The 20,093-nt window shown below is 44.8% G+C and carries 21 protein-coding genes; 8 read left to right on the forward strand and 13 right to left on the reverse strand.

Annotated elements, in window-relative coordinates:
• Window positions 1-18 precede the first annotated feature (18 nt).
• The 4 genes from CKQ84_RS00530 to CKQ84_RS00545 all read right to left on the reverse strand — a co-directional run bounded on the left by CKQ84_RS00530 (window position 19) and on the right by CKQ84_RS00545 (window position 5,052).
• Window positions 19-1,950, reverse strand: coding sequence for an HD domain-containing phosphohydrolase (locus CKQ84_RS00530; RefSeq protein ID WP_105249722.1), 1,932 nt, complete (start codon window positions 1,948-1,950; stop codon window positions 19-21).
• A gap of 172 nt (window positions 1,951-2,122) precedes the next feature.
• Complete coding sequence (gene purU / locus CKQ84_RS00535) at window positions 2,123-2,989, reverse strand: formyltetrahydrofolate deformylase (protein WP_105252965.1); 867 nt, start codon at window positions 2,987-2,989, stop codon at window positions 2,123-2,125.
• Between the two features lie 165 nt (window positions 2,990-3,154).
• Window positions 3,155-4,636: a PTS transporter subunit EIIC gene (locus tag CKQ84_RS00540; protein ID WP_105249723.1), complete on the reverse strand. Its 1,482-nt coding sequence runs from the start codon at window positions 4,634-4,636 to the stop codon at window positions 3,155-3,157.
• Window positions 4,588-5,052, reverse strand: a complete 465-nt coding sequence (locus tag CKQ84_RS00545) for a flavodoxin (RefSeq protein WP_105249724.1) — start codon at window positions 5,050-5,052, stop codon at window positions 4,588-4,590. The genes CKQ84_RS00540 and CKQ84_RS00545 overlap by 49 nt, the downstream gene beginning before the upstream one ends.
• A 121-nt stretch (window positions 5,053-5,173) precedes the next feature.
• Here CKQ84_RS00545 and CKQ84_RS00550 point away from each other — a divergent pair, with 121 nt between their 5' ends.
• Entirely contained in the window at window positions 5,174-5,368 is a 195-nt protein-coding gene (locus CKQ84_RS00550) for a hypothetical protein (RefSeq protein WP_105249725.1), read from the forward strand.
• A gap of 121 nt (window positions 5,369-5,489) precedes the next feature.
• Here CKQ84_RS00550 and truC read toward each other — a convergent pair whose 3' ends face one another.
• Both truC and CKQ84_RS00560 read right to left on the reverse strand, forming a co-directional pair.
• Entirely contained in the window at window positions 5,490-6,335 is an 846-nt protein-coding gene (gene truC, locus CKQ84_RS00555; protein WP_105249726.1) for a tRNA pseudouridine(65) synthase TruC, read from the reverse strand.
• Complete coding sequence (locus CKQ84_RS00560) at window positions 6,322-6,642, reverse strand: YqcC family protein (protein ID WP_028760615.1); 321 nt, start codon at window positions 6,640-6,642, stop codon at window positions 6,322-6,324. The genes truC and CKQ84_RS00560 overlap by 14 nt, the downstream gene beginning before the upstream one ends.
• Window positions 6,643-6,805: 163 nt before the next feature.
• Between CKQ84_RS00560 and CKQ84_RS00565 the strand changes: the two genes are divergently transcribed.
• Both CKQ84_RS00565 and CKQ84_RS00570 read left to right on the forward strand, forming a co-directional pair.
• Window positions 6,806-7,819: a DUF3549 family protein gene (locus CKQ84_RS00565; protein ID WP_105249727.1), complete on the forward strand. Its 1,014-nt coding sequence runs from the start codon at window positions 6,806-6,808 to the stop codon at window positions 7,817-7,819.
• The gene (locus tag CKQ84_RS00570; RefSeq protein WP_105249728.1) at window positions 7,816-8,202 is read left to right on the forward strand and encodes a DUF3301 domain-containing protein; all 387 of its coding nucleotides are present in this window, start codon (window positions 7,816-7,818) and stop codon (window positions 8,200-8,202) included. Before CKQ84_RS00565 ends, CKQ84_RS00570 begins: the two co-directional genes overlap by 4 nt.
• A gap of 1,790 nt (window positions 8,203-9,992) precedes the next feature.
• Here CKQ84_RS00570 and CKQ84_RS00580 read toward each other — a convergent pair.
• Complete coding sequence (locus CKQ84_RS00580) at window positions 9,993-10,298, reverse strand: DUF962 domain-containing protein (RefSeq protein ID WP_105249730.1); 306 nt, start codon at window positions 10,296-10,298, stop codon at window positions 9,993-9,995.
• The gene (locus CKQ84_RS00585; RefSeq protein ID WP_028760619.1) at window positions 10,291-10,929 is read right to left on the reverse strand and encodes a GNAT family N-acetyltransferase; all 639 of its coding nucleotides are present in this window, start codon (window positions 10,927-10,929) and stop codon (window positions 10,291-10,293) included. Before CKQ84_RS00585 ends, CKQ84_RS00580 begins: the two co-directional genes overlap by 8 nt.
• 150 nt (window positions 10,930-11,079) lie before the next feature.
• Here CKQ84_RS00585 and CKQ84_RS00590 point away from each other — a divergent pair, with 150 nt between their 5' ends.
• Complete coding sequence (locus CKQ84_RS00590; protein WP_028760620.1) at window positions 11,080-11,313, forward strand: DUF2789 domain-containing protein; 234 nt, start codon at window positions 11,080-11,082, stop codon at window positions 11,311-11,313.
• 11 nt (window positions 11,314-11,324) lie between these two features.
• Here the strand turns inward: CKQ84_RS00590 and CKQ84_RS00595 are convergent, their stop codons facing one another.
• The gene (locus tag CKQ84_RS00595) at window positions 11,325-11,732 is read right to left on the reverse strand and encodes a DUF3192 domain-containing protein (RefSeq protein WP_173913131.1); all 408 of its coding nucleotides are present in this window, start codon (window positions 11,730-11,732) and stop codon (window positions 11,325-11,327) included.
• Between the two features lie 164 nt (window positions 11,733-11,896).
• Here CKQ84_RS00595 and CKQ84_RS00600 point away from each other — a divergent pair, with 164 nt between their 5' ends.
• Together CKQ84_RS00600 and CKQ84_RS00605 are read left to right on the forward strand one after the other, a co-directional pair.
• On the forward strand, window positions 11,897-12,280 hold the full coding sequence (locus tag CKQ84_RS00600; protein WP_105249731.1) for a hypothetical protein: 384 nt from the start codon (window positions 11,897-11,899) through the stop codon (window positions 12,278-12,280).
• Window positions 12,280-13,053, forward strand: coding sequence for a Zn-ribbon-containing protein (locus CKQ84_RS00605; protein ID WP_105249732.1), 774 nt, complete (start codon window positions 12,280-12,282; stop codon window positions 13,051-13,053). Before CKQ84_RS00600 ends, CKQ84_RS00605 begins: the two co-directional genes overlap by 1 nt.
• A 95-nt stretch (window positions 13,054-13,148) precedes the next feature.
• On the opposite strand, the gene syd is transcribed toward CKQ84_RS00605, so the two are convergent.
• Window positions 13,149-13,799, reverse strand: coding sequence for a SecY-interacting protein (gene syd, locus CKQ84_RS00610; RefSeq protein ID WP_105249733.1), 651 nt, complete (start codon window positions 13,797-13,799; stop codon window positions 13,149-13,151).
• 59 nt (window positions 13,800-13,858) lie between these two features.
• Here syd and queF point away from each other — a divergent pair, with 59 nt between their 5' ends.
• Complete coding sequence (gene queF, locus CKQ84_RS00615; RefSeq protein ID WP_105249734.1) at window positions 13,859-14,716, forward strand: NADPH-dependent 7-cyano-7-deazaguanine reductase QueF; 858 nt, start codon at window positions 13,859-13,861, stop codon at window positions 14,714-14,716.
• A gap of 82 nt (window positions 14,717-14,798) precedes the next feature.
• Here queF and CKQ84_RS00620 read toward each other — a convergent pair whose 3' ends face one another.
• Entirely contained in the window at window positions 14,799-15,740 is a 942-nt protein-coding gene (locus tag CKQ84_RS00620; protein WP_105249735.1) for a LysR family transcriptional regulator, read from the reverse strand.
• A gap of 123 nt (window positions 15,741-15,863) precedes the next feature.
• Here CKQ84_RS00620 and CKQ84_RS00625 point away from each other — a divergent pair, with 123 nt between their 5' ends.
• Window positions 15,864-17,852 (forward strand): alkyl/aryl-sulfatase, encoded by a 1,989-nt coding sequence (locus CKQ84_RS00625; protein ID WP_105249736.1) that lies wholly within the window; start codon window positions 15,864-15,866, stop codon window positions 17,850-17,852.
• A 171-nt stretch (window positions 17,853-18,023) separates the two neighbouring features.
• Here the strand turns inward: CKQ84_RS00625 and CKQ84_RS00630 are convergent, their stop codons facing one another.
• Both CKQ84_RS00630 and CKQ84_RS00635 read right to left on the reverse strand, forming a co-directional pair.
• Window positions 18,024-18,569 (reverse strand): hypothetical protein, encoded by a 546-nt coding sequence (locus CKQ84_RS00630; protein ID WP_105249737.1) that lies wholly within the window; start codon window positions 18,567-18,569, stop codon window positions 18,024-18,026.
• Between the two features lie 88 nt (window positions 18,570-18,657).
• Complete coding sequence (locus CKQ84_RS00635; RefSeq protein WP_105252967.1) at window positions 18,658-19,527, reverse strand: 4'-phosphopantetheinyl transferase superfamily protein; 870 nt, start codon at window positions 19,525-19,527, stop codon at window positions 18,658-18,660.
• Between the last annotated feature and the right edge of the window lie 566 nt (window positions 19,528-20,093).

Genomic DNA, 20,093 nt, shown 5'->3' on the forward strand with positions numbered 1-20,093 from the left:
AACTATCTAATAAAGCAATTAAATCAAACGCTCTACTTCACGAAATGCATTTCTCGTCATGGCAATGGCCCGCCAGCCGATAATCCCCAATGGCTGCTGCGCTTTGTTCACCACCACAAGATATTCTGAATCCAAAAGATTCAACTGCAATAAGGCATCCTCCGATGTGGCCACCTCACTGATAATAGGCACTGAATGCTGCATGATCTGATGGGCTTTTTTATGTAAAGATGCCCTATCCTGTTCACGCTCAGCCGCAGTGCCAAGTAATGGGCTAAACCAATGTTCCAGTAAGCGGCTGGTGATCACCCCAAGTATCTTATGTTGCTCATCCAATACCACGGCCACCTTAGCATGGGCAGTCGTAAGTAAACGCTTAATATCAACTAACTCATGGTCGAGTGAAATCGTGACTAAAGGTTCAAGCGGCGCAGCACCAATATGATCGCTAATACTCAACTCTCGATTAATCAAAATCGCTAAACAAGTTTCGACTATCTCAGGGTCAAAAAGTGTCCCTTTACCCGCACGCAGCACTTCAGTCATTTTCTCCAGCCCTAACGATGGGCGATAAGGCCTGTGGGACAATATCGAATCGGCAACATCGGCGACGGCAATAATTTTCGCTTCATATAAAATGGCCTTATCCTTTAAGCCCGCGGGATAACCTGAGCCATCGAGCCGCTCATGATGCTGTAAAATCATCTCTTTAATGGGCCAAGGAAACTCCACATCTTCAATAATTTCAGCACCATGGAGCGGATGGGTCTGTATTAATGCGTATTCTTCTTTTGAAAGTTTTGACGGTTTTGTCAAAATCTGTGATGGAATCGCTAACTTACCAATATCATGAACTAAGGCACCAATCTTCAGCCCTTCTAAACGCAGCGGGTCTAAACCTAATTTCTCACCAATCAAATAACTTAATTGCGCCACCGACTTTTGATGCCCTGCGGTATAGGCATCTTTCAGTTCTAATGCCTCAGAAATAGCACTAATAAGCTGGGTTAACGATTGAGATAATTGCTCTTTTTGCGCTTTAATGATTTTGGACTGGCGGGATACTGCGCGTAATGTGCGTGGTAGTTCAATGCTGTGCCATAAAATGCTGGCAAAAGTCAGTAATGATCTCGCATCATTACGACTATAAGGCTCGTTACGGTCGACCACGCACAGCATGCCCACTAAGCGACTGCGAAATAAAATCGGCACCGCCAAGTAACGCCCTCCAAGTAGCAGTTTATCTAAGGGCAAATCCCCTAAGCGCCTTTGGGAGTCGGTTTGATTTTGGATGATCGGCTTATAATCTCGCACACATTCGAGCCATACGCGGCTTTCAAGTTCTGACACTTGGGTATTATCTTCAACAAAATCGGCTTGATTAGCCTCTGCGTGGGGATACTCAGAACGCGCGGCGAGTGTGAGTGTTTTTAACTTTTCGTTATGCAACAGAATAAAGCCATATCGACTGCCAGTGAGCGACATCGCCTTAGAAACTGCGACTTTAAATACTTCTTCTTGGGAGGATTTAATCACATCTTCAATGTGTTGCAGCCAAGCATCGCTGGCTTGAATCGCTCGACGATAATCCGAGTGCAACTCCTTCATCTGCGGATCTTCAAAATTGATGTCGGATAGAATCAAGTACCATCCCATTTCAGGCAAAGAATGCAGCGCGAGATGCACACGTATGCCGCGATGATCTTGTAATTGAAAACCTATTTCTTGGCCGCGTCGCCTCACGATATCGGCGCATAGTTCAGCATTAAAAGCACTAAACAATTGGCTAATCGGTTGATTAATGATTTGCGCCGCAGAGCGTTTGCAACGGCTATAAAAGGCTTGGCTCATCCGTAGCACACAAAACTGCTCATCTAGCTGTGCCCAAGATAAATTCAAACTATCGGGCAAGTCTTTCATTCCAACGATAAGGCTTTGACGAGTTGACATCCAGCACTCCGACCTGTAATTCGAGCATGGGTAATACACTATACCGCTATGTTCACCCCAATGTGAGCACTATAAAATCTCCAATAAACATAATGATAGCTGATTTCATGACAGACACGGGTTAAAATAAACGCCGCTGAATGTCATGCCATTGCCACGACTCACCTACATCTTAGAAAACGATCGTTTTATTGCCGTACACGACCACTTGTTCGTTGAGCACTAATTGCAGCGCTTTACTCAATACACTCTTTTCAACATCGCGCCCAGCTCGCGCCATTTCTAAGGCACTATAACTGTGGTCGACGGGAATCACGTCTTGCTTGATGATCGGCCCTTCATCGAGGCAATTATTCACAAAATGCGCCGTCGCACCGATAATTTTCACCCCGCGCTCCCAGGCTTGGCGATAGGGTGCTGCGCCGATAAAAGCAGGTAAAAAAGAATGATGGATGTTGATGATGCGATTAGGATATTGCGCCACAAAATCTGGAGTTAGCACCCGCATGTACTTAGCCAACACCAGATAATCTGGCTCATATTGTGATACTGCGGCCAACAGTGCTTGCTCGTGTTGAATTCGGTCTAAGCCTTCGTGACTCACCAGATGAAAAGGGATGTTAAACTTCTCTGCCAATTCACGTAGTGCATCATGGTTACCCACCACAGCGGCAATCTCGACACTTAAACCACCATAATAGGCTTTCATTAACAAATCGCCTAAACAGTGCGCTTCCTTTGTAACTAACACCACAATGCGTTTTTTACCCGCGCTAACTAACGTCATATGATTTTGCGTAGGCAGTACGTCACGCAGATCTTGCAATAACTGTTCGCTGTTAAAAATGCCCTCTAACTCAGTTCGCATAAAGAAACGCCCTTGGGCATTATCCACAAACTCACTGTTTTTGATGATATTCAGTTTATGAGTAAAACAAACACTGGTGATTTTAGCGATGAGGCCTTGGGCATCAGCGCAATCCGTCAGTAAGATTTTACGTTCTATGGATGGCGAAGTATTACCGCGAGTTTCAGTCATTTGTTGCAAAGTTGGCTCTCCTATATAGTCCCTACATCGAGTTTGCCATAGCAAATCATGCTGAACAGTATGAAAACCCTATAATGCGAAAATAAAAATGATATTTCAGAGGCTTGAATCAATAAAATGTAAAAATTAAGCAGTTAATTTTGTAAAAACACAATCCTAGCGCCGAGTATCTAAGTAACGCTGCAATACTTTACGTAAGGTTTCGGCCTTAGTCCCGTAAACCACCTGCACACCTTTGCCCATAACGATCACGCCCTTAGCGCCCAACTGACTCAAACGCACCTTATTGACTAACTCGGGCTTGTGTACGCTCAAGCGTAACCGTGTCAAACAAGCATTAAGTTCAACGATATTTTCACGCCCGCCGAGCGCCGCAATAATCGCCCGTAAACTTTCTTTGGGTCCTTTACTGTCGTTATGCTCAAGCCTACCGGGAGTTTTCAAATTAAAGGCTAAAATACTCAGTCTAAACAACAGGTAATATATTATGGCGGTTAAAGGCCCAAGGAAAATAAACCAGCTGGCATTACGGGACAATGGAAATAGCAGCGTAAAGTCCACCAGCCCTTGGGAGAATACTATGCTGTGGTGAATATCCAGCATAATACAAACAAAATAAGCGAGCCCAGTGAGTAAGGCGTGAATAATAAATAGAATCGGCGCCACAAACATAAAAGCAAATTCGATAGGTTCTGTCACCCCAGTTAACCAACTGGCCGCCCCCGCCGAGAGCATAATGCCCGCCACGCGATTCCGCTCAGAGGGATCAGCACAGCGCCACATTGCCAGTGCAGCCGCCGGTAATCCCCACATTTTAATCAGATAACCACCGGCAAGGTTTCCCGCCTGCGGATCGCCCGCTAAATAGCGCGCCACCTCACCACGAACGACTTCATGCCCCAATAACTGATATTGGCCCACCTCTAAGTAAAAAGGCGCATTCCAAATATGATGTAAGCCAAGGGGAATAAGTAACCGCTCTAATGCGCCATAAACGCCAAAGGCGATGGCCGGTTTTTGATAAACCGCCCAGTCAGATACCCGCTCAATTAATAAAGCTAATGGCGGCCACACATGGGCGAGTAAATAACCTAGGCTCATTGCTAGGGGAATAATAAGTAAAGATGCACTGCGACGTCCCTCGAAGAAAGAGAAAATCGCAGGCAAGCGAATATATTGACTCCAACGGACTGCGAGGCAAGTGATACCACCGAGCATCATGCCACCTGCAATTCCAGTATCTAAGGTATCCATTCCTAATAAAGGTTGGGTTGGAAGTCGATACAAATCGGCCAGTGCGGCTAACGTCGCCGTCATCACCCCATAACCAAACACTGCCGAAAAGGCGGCAATGCCTTGATCGCGACAAAAACCAATAGCGACAGCCACGGCAAATAACATCGGCATAATGGCGAAAATGAGTTTGCCTACCGCCAGCATCAGCACTGTCAGCTCTTCGGGCATAAAAGGAATTGGACTAACGGTTAAGCCGAGCATAACCCCAGCGGCGGGTAAAATGGCAATAGGAATAAGCAGCGCTTGGCTTAAGCGCTGGGCAAATTTAAACCACTGTAGATTGACGAAACTACCTAAGCGACGAGCTCGGTTTTGACGACTTGATTCCAGCGTTCTAGCCATTTTATCGCTTCAACCTCAGGTTCCATGGTTTCACAGGCATCAATTTCGAGTAATTCCACTAGCGGCTTAGCGCCAAGTTCACTCAAGAGTGCATCTACAGACTTACCTGCACCGCAGAAAGTCTCATAACTTGAATCACCTAGAGCTATCACACTGTATCTAAGCTCAGGTAAGTAGGGTGCTAGATGTTTAAGATTATGATACCAAGACTGAATATCATCGGGTAAGTCCCCTTGTCCGGTCGTCGAAGTCACCACCACTAACAATTCATCCTGAGGAGGAATAAAGCTTGCTGCCTCATTAGGTTGCCACAATGTGACATCATAACCTAAAACTTGCATTTCTTTCTCTAGGGTTTCAGCGGCAAATTGTGCACTACCATATACAGTGCCAAACACCAGATTCACCTTTTTCATGATACACTCCACATCGCGTTGCAAACCTTATTAGGCTGACCTTACTTTATTGTTCAGCGTATGAGCAAGCTAAGGCGCAAATTTTTTATAAATCAAGCCATTGAGCGTGAGAAAATATCTAATGCGACAGTCCACCCGCCAAAAACACCTCAAGCAGCACCACAAAACAACCCATATTCGACGTAAAAACTACTTCCACTCCGCCCAGCAAAATCTCATATCGCCACTTGCACTCACGTCTGGATTCTCAACCTTAGCCGTTATGATGCAAGAGCTGCGGCCACAAACAGCACAAACGCCACAACTCCTCGATTAAGCAATCCACCTCGTTTTAAATTCGATGACTTTAGTTTCAATAACAAAGCAAAGTGAATGCACTTAATTTTATTCACGCGGCTAAGTTGATATCACCATATCAAGCATTGGCCGCTAACTGTTCACGCCTCTTGGGCGATGAATAACTCAGCTTGTTGACTCAAGGTCGCCTCGTCCCAACCTAACTCGGCAAACACAGTTTCCCACTCAGACTCGAGCTCGGTTTCTATGCTGAGCCGAGTTTGAGTTATTGGGTGTGTAAAGGTGAGTTTTTTTGCGATAAGCCACAGGCGATTAATACCGAAATGCTCACGAAAAAACGCATTTTGCTTACCGTCGCCATGGGTGGTATCACCGACGATGGGGTGGCGTAAATGTGCCATATGCCTTCTAAGCTGATGCTTACGCCCCGTTTTAGGACTCAAGCGTACCAGTGCGAATCGGCTAGTGGGATATCGGCCTGACTGATACGGAATTTCAGTATTGAGTAACGGCTCATACGCCGTCACAGCCTCCTGCGCCGCTTTATTAGGATCGGCATTCTTATCGCCTAATTCATCCAACTCAACCTTAAGCGCATAGTCTAAAATACCGCTCTCATGCATATTACCGCGCACTAAAGCCAGATATTGTTTTTCAACCGTATGGGAGGCAAATTGCTCACACAGAGCATTAGCCACTTCACTACTCTTGGCAAACAAGAGCACGCCGGATGTCGGCCTGTCGAGACGATGTACAGGAAACACATGACAGCCCACTAAGTCACGTGTCAGCTGCATGGCAAAAAATCGCTCCCGACGCGCTAAATAACTGCGGTGGACCAATAAGCCTGCGGGTTTATGAATTGCCACTAAGTGCTCATCTTCATAAAGAATTTCAATCTCAGGCGCCTGCTCTTCTGAATCATCCTCTTGGGATACATTCACTGCATTTTCAGGCGTTTCAAGCCAGATATCATCTTGATTCATTTAACAACATATCCAATTCATTCAATAGGCTAATTAAAGTTTGGCGCGGGGGCATATCCAGCCAAACATGTTCAGCCATAGGGGCAATCGCAATTTGAGTCGGCAATGGCGCCCCCGTTTCGATTAAAGTCTGCATTCTAGGCAGCAAAATAAACTGCAGCCACTGCTCAAGGGGCATAAGATCACAGGCAAAAGGTGCTGTGCTTGCCATTGCAGCGGCAGAAGGCGCTTGCTCAGACCACAACTCGGCCGCTTGCAGCGCGTGGGTAATCTGAGCCAATTTAGCTTGGGTTTGACTGTATAACATAGCTTTCAGATCCATTCTCATATTAGCCCTGTGTGATTCGAAAACTTCCCACAATTCACTGGCCGAATAGGTCGATTAAAGTGCCGCAATCATACCATCCAGACGCACTTCCCCCTATAATGGCGCCAATTTATTGAGCCTCTTTGATTGATATGGCAGCCAAATGACTGAAATTACAACTTTAAGCCAGTTTTTAACCACAGCCAAAACCCAGTTCCAAGTGTATGATCTTGGCCGTAGGGTGCAACATATTGATATGCTCGCATTTCACCAAATCGAATCTCTCGCTACGCCTTATCCTTACCCTATTCAAGGGCATGCGCAATTTGCTATTGTCTTTTGGGATGCTAGCCAGCAGCACTTTATTTGGTTTCTAAAGCTGGCGTTAGATGAGCAAGGATTACTGTCGCCCGCGCCTCGCTCACAATTTATCGAAATGATATTAGCGGCATTAGGGCAAGATCCCACTCAGCCACTCAGTGATGAGCAGCAAGAACGACTCGCGAATAATCCGTTTAATTTCAAGCCAAGCCAGGAAAAACTTGCCGTATTTAACGCACTCGTTCGTAAACAACTTGGCCAGCGCGCTTCATCACAATACGAGTTTGCCGTGCAATATCTGTCAGGCCAAATTGCCCCATCACAATGGCAACATATTGGAATGCAAGGCATAGCTGATGTGTGTGTACGCGCAAAAGAATTTGATCATGAGCAGCACTTGGTATCGAGTTTTGATACGGCCGCCATTGAAGTGCAAATCGCCCTATGCCAATGTCTTGAACACTTACTGATTAGCGACACTCTCGCCGATAAGATTCTCGCGAAACTTCAAGACGCAGCGCCAGAACACCAAGCCTATTTCCTTCGCGCTTTGGCTTCTAGCGCCAAACACAGCCAAAAAGCGTTTGCGCATCTACACGGCCAATCCTCTTTAGATACCAATGCCCTCATCAGCATTGCCGGACGTAACTGGTCGGTATTAAAACAAGATTCAAGTCGCAGTCTTTACTTAGAAGCTTTAGCACTGCAGCCCCAAGCCTTTTTTAATCAGGTCTTTGCTGATATTGTGGCTATTCCTAGTTTGCGCAATCAACTACTAGGCGAATTAAGAAATCCCAATCGAAGTGTTCAACTATCACAAGCCATAGGTGGTTTGTTTAAGGCAGCTAGCAAATGATGTCAGATTTACTGTTAATTATTGGCCTCGTCGTGATTGCCGCATTCTTTTGGCAACTACGCCAAATGGCAGAGTTGAGCCGTATTTTTGCCGAAAAAGAATGTTGGCGACAAAAAGTTCAACTGTTAGCCATTGCCATGGAAACTGCCCGCCCTAGCATTGGCGGCACGACGGGGATCTGCTGGAAGGCGAAATATTTATTTGAATTCAGCACCGACGGCATTAACCAATACCGTGGCCATATTTGGATGCAAGGCAAGAAAATTCAAAAGATTGAATGGCCTATCTTCCCTGAGCCTGAATGGCATGAAGCCCCAACGTCACAGGGTAAGTTTGGCGGGTGTGGTACGCAAAGTGGTTGCAACTCAGGCAAATGCCATTAAGCTTTTATCGACAATGTTGGCTCAAATAAAATGTGAGCCAACATAGAGAGCAAGACATCATTCTTTTTTATCGTAAATACGGCTAAAAAATAACTCACTGTAAAAGTTAAAAAAGAAAGGGCGCGGCCCTAAAGCCACGCCCTCCTATTCTCTGTTAAGCTATCCCGCTATTTTTGTGCTCCCTGCACCATCCATGCGTCAATCTGCGTCCTGCTTCATCCCTGCTCAATCCTTGAGGTCCTTGTACTCATGTACTTCCCTATCTCTTGGTCATCCAGTCCCAAGCTTGCTCTTTCCTGAGCGGTTCCATCATCATCCATGAAACGGGTATTGCATCCATTCAATTGCACTCCCTGTGCCATTGGCCATCCTATGCAATGAGTCTATCAATCCTTGATAGTCTCCTTTCCTTGGTATTGGCTCTCTTTCATCCTGAAAGACCTATATCCCTATCTTTCCTTAAGTCACATTCCTTAGTCACTGTTCGATCATCCTGATCGCCAACATCCTGTTGCCCGTAACTCCTTCTACAAGATGAATTCTACGCCAACCAACAAAAGTACTCATTGTGGATTATTTGAAATGTTAACGAAGATGGTGAGTACAACTGACAAAAAATAGACTAACTTACTGATATAAATAAAAATAATAACCAGCCCCAAGACATAACCACCCTTTGGACTTACAAATTACTTACATACTTGTGAGAGATCTCTTACACGGAGGATGGCAATTCGAATCAAAAGTAAGCAAAGCGCTAGATGTTCTCCCCTGAAGGACTTATGCATAAACCGCTATCGCTCAAAATTCGACAAGCATTCGGCACATGACCAGAACACAGACAACACAGACAACACAGAGTAAATCATTGGGCAATAAGAGAAGTAAGACTGGTAAACATGCTTTACGGCAAGATGTCTTTAAGCAGAGTTAAGATAAAGTCTATGTGAATAGCGTTATAGCTTGGCAAAGCCAGATTAATGCTGAAAATGAACCAAAGAAAAGGGCGCAACTAAAGTGCGCCCCATTTATCCTTCGTAAGCCGTCCTGCTCGATTTGTGCTCCCTGCACCATCCATGCGTCTGCTTGCGTCCTGCATCGTCCCTGTAATCCCTTTTTGTCCCTGTAATCCCTTTTTGTCCCTGTAATCCCTTTTTGTCCCTGTGTATCAAACTTACGTGAGATAACACTCAGTCCCTTGACCTGTAAATCCTTTTTACAGAGCCTGTCACTTCCTATGACGTATTCCTATTGCATCCTGCAAAATTTCTTTTCCATAGATTAGTACAAGCTGTTCACCCTTATACTTTATCCTTATCTCGACACATCCTGTTTCGAGTTCATGCTTAATCCTTAAGCGTGTCCTGTATTCTTCCTGAAATTCATCATCCTGACGATACAACTCACTGTCCCTAATCATCCTTGAAAAGCAATCCTGCTTTTCCTTAGCCTATCCCAGGCGAATGACAGTTTTCCTACCGTCAGCGATTTCAACCTTGAAATCTTAATTCGTTGCTTCTTGCGTCCCTTTGGCCTGTTTCGCTTTCCTTGCTATCCATTTGCTTTGGCCATGAGTGAATTTTACGTTAACCCTAACTTTTTTGTTCGGCTCAAAGAACGGACTACAAAATTAATTACGGACCAACCAAAGGAAAATAAATACAACCCAATGATTCTATTTAAAATTAAATGCTGCAGGACAAAAAACAATCAAAAAGAAAACATTATGTCCTACAACGTTTGTAAGCGATCTCTCACACGGGCATGGGCATCTCACTCGGGCAATTTTTTTAACGTTTAAAAAAGCGGCGGATCATCTGAGCAAACATCACCCAATCTGCCATCAAACTGTAAAAAGGATACTGAAATGTCGCGGGTCGATTCTTCTCAAATACGAAGTGTCCCACCCATGCAAAACCATAACCAACAATAGGAATAAACCAGCATAGCCACCAGGCTTGTGAAACCAAGGCAATGCCAATCAGCAGCAGAACTAAACAACTGCCAACAAAGTGTAATTGCCGACAAGTCGGGTGCTGGTGTTGGGATAAATAGAAAGGATAAAAATCGGCGAAACGTTTATAAGAGTTAGTCATCTTGTTGAACCGAATAGAATAAAAGCTGGCCATGGACACTGCCGATACTCAGCTCGCCGATGGATACAAAGTCATGCTGAGTAAACAGTTGCAAGTGGTTCTCCTGAGCGATAAACACACCAATGCCATCCAAATCAGGCTGTTCATCACACCAACTCACCACAGCTTGCACTAACTTATGTCCAAGTCCTTTGTGCTGTTCATTTGGTGCAAGAGCAATAAACTGCAAAATACCGCAGTGCTTACTGGGTAAAAGTTCAATAATACTGGACTCTTTGTTCATTAGTGCTTGAGTCGATTGCCAACCTGTACCTAACAACATCTTTAAGCGCCAATGCCAATAACGCCCTTCCCCTAAAGGCACTTCTTGAGTAACTACACAGGCTAACCCAAAGAGTCTTTCATGGTCGAATAAACCAATGAGGGCTTGTTTTTGTTGCCATAACGTATTGAGTTCTTCCCTGATTGCGGCGCGCAATTTTTGCTCATAAGCGGCTTTGTCTGAGGTAAAGAGTGAATCGACAAAAAAAGGATCATCATGGTAAGCGTTATAGAGAATAGAAGCGGCAATGCGTAAGTCTTCCGCGGTCAAATAGACTGCGCGGCAGTCCTCCAGAATTTCATTGTCCATCGTTAGCATTCCTTGACTTAGCTCACACTTTTTTATGCGTAACTGTTAATCTACCAAGGAAACTAAAAAGTGCAAATTTTAATCATAGATTGCATTTTTCAATCAGGCGCTTACTCTAAACGAAGGCACTATACTGAAAAGGAAATAATGATGGATACAACTCCAGTAGACTTAAGCCACTTGTTTGAGCAACTCGGTTTAGACAGTAGCGACGAGGCCATAGCGCAGTTTATTGCAACCCATGATATCGACCATCACATCCATTTAAGCCAAGCGCCCTTTTGGACCCCTGCCCAAAAGAGCTTTATCATTGAAGGTTTAGAAGCCGATGCCCTCTGGACTGAGCCCATTGAGCAATTAGACACTCAGCTACGTAAACGATAAGACTCGTTGGTTCAGATTTTACCGTAAGCCGTTTCACCCCAACCCACTAAGGCATTGTTGCTCAGCACGATAGGCGTGCATTCATCCTTAGTGGTTTTTCCATCGCCATTATTACGCTGGGTACGATAAAACAACACTAAGACTTCTTTATTGGCTTCACCTTGTTGAGCACTTTGTTGAATATAGGCTTCACTAAAATCAGCAGTGCCCATTAAGATTATCACTTGGTCTTTAGGCATACCTAAGCTCAGTTTGGTTAAGTTAGTGCGATTTTTATCCTGCACTTTCTCCCAAGATTCGCTGCTATCCCAGCCCGATTCTCCATCACCGACATTGACCACGCAGCCGCTAAGACCTAAGCTTGCGAGCCCTAAAAAAGTGATGGCGATAAGTTTGTTATTCAATTTATGGTTCATCATGTGACATCCTGTGTAATTATTATTGAAGCTTAAAAATGGTATTTCGGCTGGACAATAAGCAAAATAAATGCCACAAGACAACACACTGTTTTTAAATGAAAAACTTAATTATTATTTTAATAATTGGTTTAAACAATTCAACAAAGTAAGGAATTTTGCTAATTATGAGTCCCCTTGACCAAGTATTAGCGGCCGCACGTTCGCTCGAAGCCTGCGGTAAAGTACCGAGCCTTGCCTTAATTAAAACCCGTTTAGGTAGTAGCCTACCTTTACCTATATTGATCCAAGGCTTACAGCAATTTAAATCTATGCCTAAGGCGGATCGCGAGCGTTTAGCTGAGTTGCAAACGATCAGCCCTACAACTGACGTTCCCGCAACTAACGATACCTTAACCCTTACTGTGCTCGCCGAGCGCATGCAGATGCAACAGGCGTATTTTGAACGTCATGCTGAGCAGCAAAAAACAGAAATAATGCAATTAAAAAACGAACTGCTTGAACTTAAACAACGCATCAACTTATTAGAAATCCAAGGAAAAACAGCTTAATGTTTGTCACTGAACTGCGCTTCGAATGCTTCGCCGACACCACGATATCTGCCGCCGAGAAGGCCATTAATCAGCTCCTTGAAGCCTATCGAGCTAATGGCCAAATCTTAGGGCGAGAATTTGCGGTCGCCTTTAATGACGGTGAATTTAGAGTGCGTTTATTGATGCCAGAGAAAAGCAGTTTAGCGCACAAATATCACAGCCCTTGGGTCAAAAAAGCCTTAGTAGAATTAACCGACGCTAAACTACTCGCGCCGCGGGAAAAGTTTATTGGTCAGGATATCAATTCTGAAGTAAGTAATACCGAAACACCCAGCTGGCAACTGCTATACACCAGTTTTGTGCATATGTGCTCGCCCCTACGCAGCGGCGACAATTTATTGCCCATTCCCCTGTACCGTATACCCGCAACCTTTAATGGCGATCATAAACGTATTATCCGTTGGCAGAGCGAATGGCAAGCCTGCGACGAGCTGCAAATGGCGGCGGCCACTAAGGCAGAATTTGCCGCACTAGAGGAATTATCGAGTCCTGACAGTGATTTATTTCGCAGAGGTTGGGATTTGCGCGGTCGTATAGAATATCTCACTCAGATCCCGACCTATTACTACTTATATCGCGTTGGCGGCCAAGATTTAGCCACAGAAAAAACGCGACCTTGCCCACGTTGTGGCAGTCATGATTGGAAACTCGATGAACCTTTATTGGATATGTTCCATTTTCGCTGCGAGCCTTGCCGCATAGTGTCGAATCTGTCTTGGGATCATCAATAACATCTGTTTATCCCCTTGCAGAACTCAACCTAAGATAAGCCACGCTTAGGTTGAGTTAATACTTAGGTTGATAATAAAAATTTCGCTCACAAAAGTTAACGTTTACCTAAAAGGTTTTGCCACATACGTTTAAAACTGGCGAAAATACCAGGATGTTCTAATGCTGGCATAGGTAATTCTTCATGTTTAACGGGTGGTGCTATCCGTGGCGATAATGCTTCAATAAACGCAGTCAAACTCGAGGACAATTGCTCAGATTGCACTTCACCAGGGATTTCAATCCATACGCTACCATCACTGTTATTGATGGTGAGCATTTTATCTCCCTCATCTAACAGACCGATAAACCAAGTCGGTGACTGCTTCAGTTTTTTCTTCATCATCAGATGACCAATCAAGTTTTGTTGCAGGCAGTTAAAATCGTCATCATTCCAGACTTGCAGTAACTCCCCGGTGCCCCACTTAGAGTCAAATAATACTGGGGCGGAGAAATAATGACCGTAAAAATCATTGATCTCTGGCCATAAAGTTAACTCCAGTGCATGCTCTACATTGGCGAAACTGCCTTCAACTTTGCGTTTCACTGGCTGCCAAGAAACGGCCTGTTCAAGATCCGGTTGAAATTCGCCTTGAATACACACAGAAGGCTCACCCTGTGGGTAATAACGCGGTAGTTCACCTAAACTCGTTAAGTAAGCTTGATGATAGTTTTGCAAAAATTTATCGAGTGCGGGCAGACAAGACACTTAAGCACAATCCAATTTCAGGTATAATGTGCGCCTATTTTGACATGGAAACAGTATTGATGACACAGAATCACGATCCCTATAGTGATGCGCAAGCGCTTGTTGGCCTAACTTTAGGTAAAGCCACAGACTACCAAGCCGAGTATGATGCGTCGCTGCTGCAAGGGGTTCCACGCTCACTAAACCGTAATGCTATTGCACTCACAGGGACGTTACCGTTTCATGGTGCCGATATCTGGACGGGTTATGAGCTGTCTTGGTTAAATGCCAAAGGTAAGCCTATGGTGGCCATAGCTGAATTTCATTTAAGCTATGAAAGCCTGAATCTGATTGAGTCGAAATCGTTCAAACTGTATCTCAATAGCTTTAATCAAACCAAGTTTGATAGCCTAGATTCACTGCAAAAAACCTTAGTGCAAGACTTAAGTCAGTGTGCTCAAGGTGATGTTAGCGTTAAGATTATCGAGCCAAAAAGCTTTGGTATTCAGCGTATTATTGAGTTACCAGGCACTTGTATTGACGATCTCGATATTGAAGTCAGCGATTATAGTTTTAATCCTGATTACTTAGTTAACAGTACAGACGATAAGCAAACGGTCGCGGAAACGCTTAATTCAAACCTGCTGAAATCCAACTGTTTGATCACTTCGCAACCCGATTGGGGCAGCGTGATGATCCGTTATCAAGGCCCTAAAATCGATCGCGAGAAACTGCTGCGCTATTTGATTTCTTTCCGCCAACATAACGAATTCCACGAGCAATGTGTCGAGCGAATTTTCGTCGATTTAAAACGTTTTTGCCATTGCACTAAATTGACAGTTTACGCCCGCTACACGCGTCGCGGTGGTTTAGATATCAACCCTTATCGCAGTGACTTCGAGCAACCTGGCGAAAGCCACAGACTCGCAAGACAGTAAAGACCTTCTTAGGCTATTAGATTAACAATCTGAGATAGAAAATAAAATTTAAAAACTGCAACAAAGCTCTGAATCGCTAGCCCTAGCTGCTCGCTAGATTCAGAGCTTTTTTATTCACAGTATTTGCACTCGCATTGAGCAATAAACGCCGTAGCCATTGATGGCTCGGGTTTTGGGTATATTTACTGCTCCACACCATATACAAATCAATTGGCCTTGTTTTCAGGGGCATAGGTAAAATCTGTAAGCCGAACATCTCAGCGTACTGACTGGCGTACCGCAAAGGCGCTATGCCTATCGCCTCACTTTTGCCAACAGTTGCAAACATACTCAATAAAGATGATTGCTCACTGTACATCTTGCGCCTTGGTAACACGCCTTCGGTAAACAAATCCCCTGCAGTCAAATTAAAACGCCGCATATTTAAAAAGACGTGTTTCTCCTCAAAATACTGCCCATGGGTGATAGCACCTTGAATACGAGGATGCTGCAAACTGACGATACAAACGAGGGTTTCGGTGAAGAGTAGTTTACTCGAGAGCAAACTTTGCTGGGCGGGCTTAATGTCTATGGCAACGGCGACCCGCTCAAGCAAAATATCGCGATATAGCTCATCCTCCTGCGGCGGTGACTCGCGGAAAATGACTTCAATATCCGCATTCTGTAACAAAGCCTGCACGCCTGATTGCAGCGCTTCGATAACCGACTCATTAGCATATACATAAAAGCGCCGCTGGCTCGAGTTGGGATCAAAATGCTCAAACCCCAGTAATACGGTTTCAATATCCGCCATGGGCTGCTCAAATTTACGGTACATCTCCCTTGCCACCGATGTAGGCTCAATTCCCCGTCCAACTCGATTAAACAGCGACTCCCCGACCCAAGCCCTGAACCGGCTTATCGCATTGCTCACGGAAGACTGAGTTAAATCTAACTCCTGTGCCGCTTGGGTGAATGAACGAGTACGGTAAACCACCATAAACACGCGTAATAAATTTAAATCTAATGGCTTTCGTGTCGGCATAAGGGAGCGCACTCATTCACTATATGAATATTACAACCCAAGCTAACTCGAGTTATCTAAATACACAAGCTGGCTATACTCAAACCATCAACGACACTATCCCACTTTTTGGTAGGTAAAATAATGCAAAAATCTTTGATGACAATGAGTATTATCGCCAGCTTCTCTTTAAGCGCCGTGGCCGCGGAACACGAGCATGAACATATTAGCCTGCACTATCAGGGAAAGCCTGCCACCGAGCAAACCATTGCGGTAAACAAAGCCACGGCAGCAAGCCTTAATTTTGCCGATAAAAAAGCCTTTGAAGAGTTTTCTAAAAATCTTATTGCTGAACTAGATGAACCAACAGCAGCCATTTTACGTGCCGATTTCAGCTTTATTGGCGACAAAACCCCAGACACAGTAACCCCTTCACTTTATCGCCAAGCCCAATTGAATATGGTGTCTAACGGCTTATACAAGGTCACAGATGGCATTTATCAAGTGCGTGGCACTGACTTATCGAACTTAACCCTTATCCGCGGTAAAACAGGCTGGATCCTTTATGACGTACTGCTGACCAAAGAGTCAGCAAAGCAATCCCTTGAGTTTGCGCTTAAACACTTGCCCGAGGGCAATGACTTACCCGTAGTCGCAATGATTTATTCCCACAGTCATGGAGATCATTTTGGCGGATCCCGCGCCATCAAAGACATGTTCCCAAACGTCAAAGTCTATGGTTCCAATAACATCACCAAAGAAATTGTCGACGAAAACGTCCTCGCTGGTAATGCCATGAGCCGCCGCGCCGCCTATCAATACGGCGCAACATTAGAGCGAAACGATCAAGGCATTGTCGATGCCGCACTTGCTAAGGGATTATCCAAAGGCGAAGTGACCTACGTTAAACCCGATGTCACCTTAAATGCCAAAGACAAGTGGGAAACACTCACCATTGATGGTATCGACATGGTGTTTATGGATGCCTCAGGCACAGAAGCCGCCTCGGAAATGGCCACCTATATTCCCTCAATGAAAGCATTGTGGACCGCAGAGCTCACCTACCACGGCATGCACAACATTTATACCTTACGCGGGGCAAAAGTCCGAGATGCGATAAAATGGTCTAAGGATATCAACGAATTACTGACTCATTTTGGTAATGATGCACAGGTTATATTCACTGCCCACTCAGCCCCCGTATTTGGCAATACTGATATAAACCAATACTTAAGAATGCAAAGGGATAACTATGGCCTAGTGCATAATCAAACCCTGCGTTTAGCCAATAATGGCGTGGGTATTCAAGATATTGGCGATGCGATTCAAACCACTATCCCTAAGGCTGTGCGCGATACTTGGTACACCAATGGTTACCATGGCACCTACAGCCATAATGCCAAAGCCGTGTACAACATGTACCTTGGCTATTTCGATATGAATCCCGCCAACTTAAACCCACTACCGACAAAAGATGAAGCGACGAAATTTGTGGAGTATATGGGTGGTGCCAAAGCCGTAGTGAAACATGCCAAAGCCGACTATGCCCAAGGCGAGTACCGTTTTGTGGCCACCGCACTCAATAAAGTCGTGATGGCAGAACCTAATAACAAAGAGGCAAGACAATTACTTGCCGATACCTATGAGCAACTGGGTTATCAAGCCGAAGGTGCTGGCTGGCGCAACATTTACCTCACTGGCGCCCAAGAGTTACGCGTAGGCATTCAACCCGGCGCGCCTAAATCGGCCTCTGCAGATATTTTAGGAGAAATGGACATATCGACCCTGTTTGACTTCCTCGCCGTAAAAGTCGATAGCCTCAAAGCTGCTGAACTTGGGCTAATCAGGCTTAATGTGATTAACCCCGACACCCAAGAAACGCTCTATGTTGAACTAAGTAACGGTAATTTAAGCAATATTAAGGTTGATAAACCGATGGAGGCCGATGCCAATCTTTATATTGATAAACGCTATATTACGGGGATTTTACTCGGAAAAGTCACACTTAAAGAGTTACTGGCTAAGGGTACTGCCAAGTTAGAGGGTGATAAAGATGCCTTCGGTAAGATAGCGTCGACCTTAGTAAAGTTCGATGAAAGCTTTGAAATCGTCCCACTACCAAGCGCGAAATAACCAAATCAACGCCCTGAATCTTCAGGGCGTTTTATGGAAAAATTACACTAGCACTAACCATTCTGACACTTGGCGAGTCGTGTTCTGTAAGCAAAAGACTGAAGTACGGATAGTCATTTGCACGGCATGTTCTCTCGTGCAATCTTTAAAGGCTAGATTAAAGTAAGAGAATTAATTCGCAGACTCTGGCGTTGGGACTGAAGTTTTGCACTCAAGCAATAACTGCTGAAAATGCGCGCCTAAGTCTTGCTGGGCAAATTGCTCACTCGCGGTCACCATTTGCTTAAGGCTTTGTAAGGCTTGATCTAAACCTTGTTGCTCGATAAGACTTTTAGCATAGGCCGCCGCATCGGCGCCCTTTTGTAGCAAGCTCGCGACCTGATCAAAACTGATGTCTTGCTCCATTACTTTCTGTAAGTCCCCCAGCAGCTCTGCCACTTTAGCAGACTCCACCAGCGAGCCTTCAACATTGACTAACTTACCCAGCGGATCTTGGCTGAGTTTTTCAGCCACACAGGCCGAAACTGTGCCTGCTGCCGCGCTTTGAGCCACAACATCTAAGCCATTGGCACGAATTTGCTCAACCACTTGCTGCAACTGTGGATCTTGGGCTAACCAAGCCTGCTCCAATTGCTGCTTTTCATCGCCACCAAAATAACCACAACCAGATAGCAACACCATCATAGTGGCAGGTATTAGGCACTTAATCCGTTTCATTGTTAAACCTCATTTATTTCATTCAAATTCAAAATATTATGGGCGTGACTATACCCAGCAATGTTTAACCGAAGATGAATAAGACCAGTTAACCATAATCGGCAAGTAAGGCTTCTATGCTGCTCAATTGCGCCGTTAGCATTATGGAAATCTCGGTGTTACCTGCATGCCCTAAGCTCACGGCAAAACGGTACTCCTCGGTCAAACGCCCAAAATAGGTTTGCCAATACAATGAACTTGCATCAATGGTTTGCAGCGGGATATTAGGATAGACACTCAGCAAAGGCGCCACACCATAGAACGGCATCAACGCTGCATCTTGGCATCTAAGCTCAACCGATCCGGCCACCAATTGCTCGAATGGCTTTAGATCAAAGCCGAAGGATTTAAGCGACTGCGCTAAACCTAGGCCAGTCGCCTTAATATAGGATTCCTTTAACGCCCATAAATCGAAAAAGCGCTGCCGCTGACTCGCTTCATCGGCGAGAGCGAGCAAGGCTGACGTTTCTTGGGGAGAAAAATAATGATTTAGGATTGGATAGATATCCGTCTTCGGCCGCGATCTTTCAATATCGACCCCAAATAAACCAGACTCAACACCATGAAACTGAGTCACACCAATCAATAACCAATCGCCGCTATGGCTTAAGTTAAACTCAAGCCCCGTTTGCTGTTGCAATTTTGCCGTTAAACTCGGCTTACCCTTAGCGCCATATTCAAAACACCACTCGTGTGGCAATAAATCCGCATAGCGAGATAACACGGCCCGCAACGCTGCCCTGACCTGTAATCCCTTTATTTGCGCCTTGGGATCGCGATAACGCGCGACCTTGGCGAGTTCATCATCACTTAACCAAGACTGAGCGAGTGATGTTTGCGGCAATGAAATATCGCTCAGTGGAATAAAAAATAGATCCACATTCACGCCGTTTTTGCTAGATGTTCTGGAGTAGGTCATTTGAGGGCCTTGCAGGACAAAGCCTTGCGGCTGATAGTTATCATTGTCTGGCTTTTTGGAGAGCACTTAGCAACATTCTTATCTCGGTATTGTCTAGGTTCATCGTTATCTGAGTTCATTATGCATCTTAAATAGTTTCAACTAAGCCCGAGTTCAATTCTTAGCAGCACTCTAATTAGAGCAATTCTTAGAACGACTCTGAACGCCATCCTAAGCGCAAATTTTTGCTGCAATTGCGCCAAGGTTTTGCGCCCAAATTAACAGGTTTAGCCGCACAGTCTCATTCATGACGAAAGGGACGTAAGCCAATATTGGGCTATTTTACCCCGCGAACTCAAAAAAGCGGCCTTTATCGCCCCTAAAAATTTAACTCTTCCACTATCAAAGTATTAAAAAGCCCAAGCGGTCAGCGAAAACCCAACATAACGCACAGAAAATACCATTACTCAACGAAAGCCAATAAATTCCAGTCCCAGATGATTGTATCGACCCGAAACCTCAGGTAATCTGCATCCCCATTAAGTGATGCAGATGATAAGTACAGGTTTTACGATAAGTGTCACTAT

This window comes from Shewanella sp. WE21 (assembly GCF_002966515.1).
In the GTDB taxonomy this organism is placed as follows: Bacteria; Pseudomonadota; Gammaproteobacteria; order Enterobacterales; family Shewanellaceae; genus Shewanella; species Shewanella oncorhynchi.